Here is a 3,989-nt window from a genome sequence, read left to right on the forward strand (position 1 = left end):
ACAGCGACTCCTTCTTCGGGATGATCGGGCAATTACAGGCGGGAACGCTTCGGAAGGATGAACTCTTCCGGGTGTTGGTCAATGACTTCGAATCAATAGTGCTGCCGGAATACCCCGTCCTCGGTGAGATAAAAACCGGCATGCTGGCGCAGGGTGCTTGTGCATCCCTCTTGACCGGCAGCGGTTCTTCAATGGTCGGGATCTTTGAGAATAAGCACGAAGCCTGCAAGTGCGCCGGGAAGTTCCGGAACGAACAGTGGAGCGTGTTTACTGTGAAGGCAAGCCCACCGCTGTTGTTCGAAACGTTCGCCGCCCCAGGTAATTGCTCCTATGTTCGCGTGCATCCGGTTCAGTAATAGAGTGATTCTCGAGGCTTTTGCAAAAGTCGTTTTATACGTTAAAAGAAAATCACCGAAGCCTCTATCACTGGATATTTCATTTGAACGATAGTATATTGTACCCAAAACAATTCAAAAATATCAAACATGAGGTAAAGCCGATGGGATTGAGCATTATCGATCTTTTATTACCCCGAGAGACAAAGTTCTTTGTTTTGCTTGCGCAGCTTAGTGATCACCTCACGGTGGGATGTACCATCTTTCGTGACCTCATCATACAAATCGAGGGACTGTCCGAAGAAGAGATCAAGAAACGGCTTCTCATCATCAAGGATTGTGAGCGAAAAAGCGACCAGGCCAAAGTCGCGATCATGGATGAACTCTGGCGCGCCTTCATCACACCCATTGACCGTGAGGACATCCACACCCTGGCAATCAACATGGAGAGATCGCTTGACATTCTTAACGGCACTTCGCGCAAGATTGAGACTTTCCATATCCGCAAAATACCGGTGAGCGCCTGCACATTCGCCGATATCATAGTCGATATCGCTAAATTGCAAAGCGAATTGGTTCATGGCCTGCGGGCGAAAAAGGATGTCAGAGAAAAAGTGGAGGCCATGCATAGTCTTGAACACCGGGCGGACGAACTGTTTCACGACAGCATTGCGGCGCTGTTCAATGATGAGGAAAAATACCAGACCGTGGAAAACATGAAATTCAAGGAATTCTATGAACACCTCGAATCGGTTGTCGACAGCATCGACTATATCGGCAAACTCATACACGGAATACGAATGAAACAGGGTTGAAAAACCGAAGTGGAGTGATGAATGATTTCTATCAGTTTCCTGGTTATACTGGTAATCCTGTTAGCGCTGGTTTTCGATTTTCTGAACGGGTTTCACGATGCTGCAAACTCTATAGCCACGGTTGTCGTAACGAGGACACTCACACCCCTGCAGGCTGTCATCCTCGCAGGAATGGCCAATTTTATCGGCTATTTCACATTCGGCCACGCCATCGCCAAGATGGTAAGCAAGGGCATAATCAATCTCGACATGTTGCCTACTCCCGATGCGAAACTTACTCTCCTGCTTGGCGCGCTCGTGGGAGCGATCATCTGGAACATCTTTACCTGGCTTTTGGGGCTTCCGACTTCGAGCAGCCACGCGCTGATCGGCGGGTTGATCGGCGCAGGCCTGGCATCTTCGGGACCGGACATGATTATTATAGGCTCGATCGCGATACATGCGGGGAAGCTGTCGGTCACCGGGATTCTGCCGATCATTGTATTCATCATCATAGCACCGCTTCTGGGGATGATTGGAGCCACGGCTTTTATCCTTGCCATACTTAACCTATTCAAAAAGATGCCATACTATCATTCGGCGAAATTGTTCAAATATCTCCAGCTCATTTCCGCTACATGGTTTAGCGTCGGGCACGGCACCAACGACGCCCAGAAGATGATGGGGGTCATATCGCTCGCGTTGTTCAGCGGAGGCATGGCCAATTCACTGGAAATACAGCCCTGGGTTGCATTTGCATGCTACGCTTCGATAGGATTGGGGACGATGTTCGGCGGTTGGCGTATTGTCAAGACAATGGGAACAAAAATCACCAAAATCCGGGCGACGGAAGGGTTCTGCGCAGAATCATCTGCAGCCCTGGTGCTCATGGGTACTGCCCATTTCGGGATTCCGGTGTCCACTACCCACGTTATCTCAGGAGCAATAATGGGCGTCGGAACGGTGGAAAATATCAGGGCCGTACGCTGGGGAACAGCACGAAAGATCGTCTGGGCATGGTTTATGACCATTCCAATGGCTGCATTATGCTCAGCGGCCGCTTACAGGATAATATCCCTTATCCACTGAGCCTTTTCTTTCATACAAGGAGCTGTGCAATGGCTGATATGAAACGAACCGGTTCTTCTCAACATTTCTCTCGCCGCGAAGTTCTCGGCATGACAGGCGCAGCCGCCTTGGCAGGCGTTGCAGGTAGGGCAACGGCATCGGAAAAACGGCCTCGTGTCGCCTGTGTTATCACCGAATACTGGGATTTGTCCCATGCCGATTGGATTGTCCAGAAGCTGTTGGACGGTTACTGGTGGCAGGGTGCGCATACTCCATCCCGGGTGGACGTCGTGTCCATGTTCGTCCACCAGTTTCCGGATAACGATTTAAGCCGGAAGGTATGCGCGAAGTACAATATTCCCATGTTTTCCCGGGTAAGTGACGCGCTCACTCTCTCAGGGAAGAACCTCGCAGTGGATGGAGTTGTTCTTATCGGCGAGCACGGGAAATATCACACAAACCTGAAAGGGCAAACGTACTATCCCCGCTGGTGGCTCTACCAGCAGATTATGCGCGTTTTTACTCAGAGCAGGCGTTCGGCGCCGGTTTTCAACGACAAGCACCTTTCTACCGACTGGAACGAAGCGAAGTGGATGTATGACCGATCCCGGGAGATGGGATTCCCCCTCATGGCGGGATCGTCCCTGCCTGTCTGTCACCGTGACCCCCAGCTCGAACTCGACCTGGAAACACCGCTCACCGCGGCTGTGGTAACATCCAACGGCGGCAAGGAGGCATACGGCTTCCATGCCCTTGAGGTGCTCCAGTGCATGGCAGAGCGCCGGAAAGGCGGCGAAACCGGAGTTGCAGCAATCCAATGCATCGAGGGACCGGAGACATGGACATGGACAGACCGTAATCCCTGGGCGGGACGGCTGCTGGATGAGGCGCTTGCGCGGTGCCCGGACAAACAGCCGGGAAACGTCCGCGACAATGTACGGCAGCCCTTCGTATTCATTATCGAGTATCGCGACGGAACCAGGGCGGCTGTATACACCCTTAACGGCCATGGGCTCAGGTGGTGGGCGTTAGCAGGGGACATCGCGGGCCGTAAGGAACCGGCATCCACTCATTTCTGGTTCAATTATACCCAGGGGAAGTACCTTGGTTCAAGTTCCTTCGTCCACTATATCAATGAAATGATGGTCACCGGCAAGGAACCGTACCCGGCTGAGAGAACGCTTCTTACCACGGGCATGCTTTCGTATCTGATGGATTCAAACTGGGAGAATGGCCGTCACACGGACATCGGCCGCCGTCTTGAGACGCCATATTTCGATATGAAATACAAAGCGGGGCGTGAACAGCTCTATGATCGCGGAGCAAGACCGCCGGACATTCCGCTTGTACGGGGATTCTGACCGGAGAAACTGAAAATTCCGTCTATGCAGAAAGAAGGTATGCAGAGAAGTTATATTTGATTATATGGAGCCAACGACATGATTCAGATAACCAGTACGGGCAACAAATCCTTTTACAGCTACCGCTGAGTGAACGGGAAACCTGAGAAGTTGTTCTTGGGGCGTTACCCGTCAATGACGATTGAGAGCGCCCGGAACCGTGCAGGTGGCGTCAATTCTGAAATTTCACAAGGTAAGAATCCAAACGAGGATAAGCGCACCAATGAACTACCCCGCAGCAGAGCTGCGAGGTATCACGCTGTTTTTTCAAAACAAGTCATTCAGAAATGATATTTGCTCACTATAGATTCTTCGATATTGTTTACCCTGTTGCTCAACGTAGGTGCGGATTACATCTTCCTTCGCATATGCACCCACAGTATTGATGTAGA

General features: G+C 51.3%; 4 protein-coding genes. All 4 read left to right on the forward strand.

Features of this window, described 5'->3' with window-relative positions:
* Positions 1 to 356, forward strand: a 356-nt coding sequence (locus Q8O92_05960) for a hypothetical protein (protein MDP2982853.1), incomplete at its 5' end; no start/stop codon positions are given.
* Between the two features lie 143 nt (positions 357 to 499).
* Entirely contained in the window at positions 500 to 1,150 is a 651-nt protein-coding gene (locus Q8O92_05965; GenBank protein ID MDP2982854.1) for a DUF47 family protein, read from the forward strand.
* Positions 1,151 to 1,171: 21 nt separating this feature from the next.
* Positions 1,172 to 2,218, forward strand: a complete 1,047-nt coding sequence (locus Q8O92_05970; GenBank protein ID MDP2982855.1) for an inorganic phosphate transporter — start codon at positions 1,172 to 1,174, stop codon at positions 2,216 to 2,218.
* A gap of 29 nt (positions 2,219 to 2,247) precedes the next feature.
* The gene (locus tag Q8O92_05975) at positions 2,248 to 3,558 is read left to right on the forward strand and encodes a hypothetical protein (GenBank protein MDP2982856.1); all 1,311 of its coding nucleotides are present in this window, start codon (positions 2,248 to 2,250) and stop codon (positions 3,556 to 3,558) included.
* Positions 3,559 to 3,989 lie beyond the last annotated feature (431 nt).

The organism is Candidatus Latescibacter sp. (assembly GCA_030692375.1).
GTDB lineage: Bacteria > Latescibacterota > Latescibacteria > Latescibacterales > Latescibacteraceae > JAUYCD01.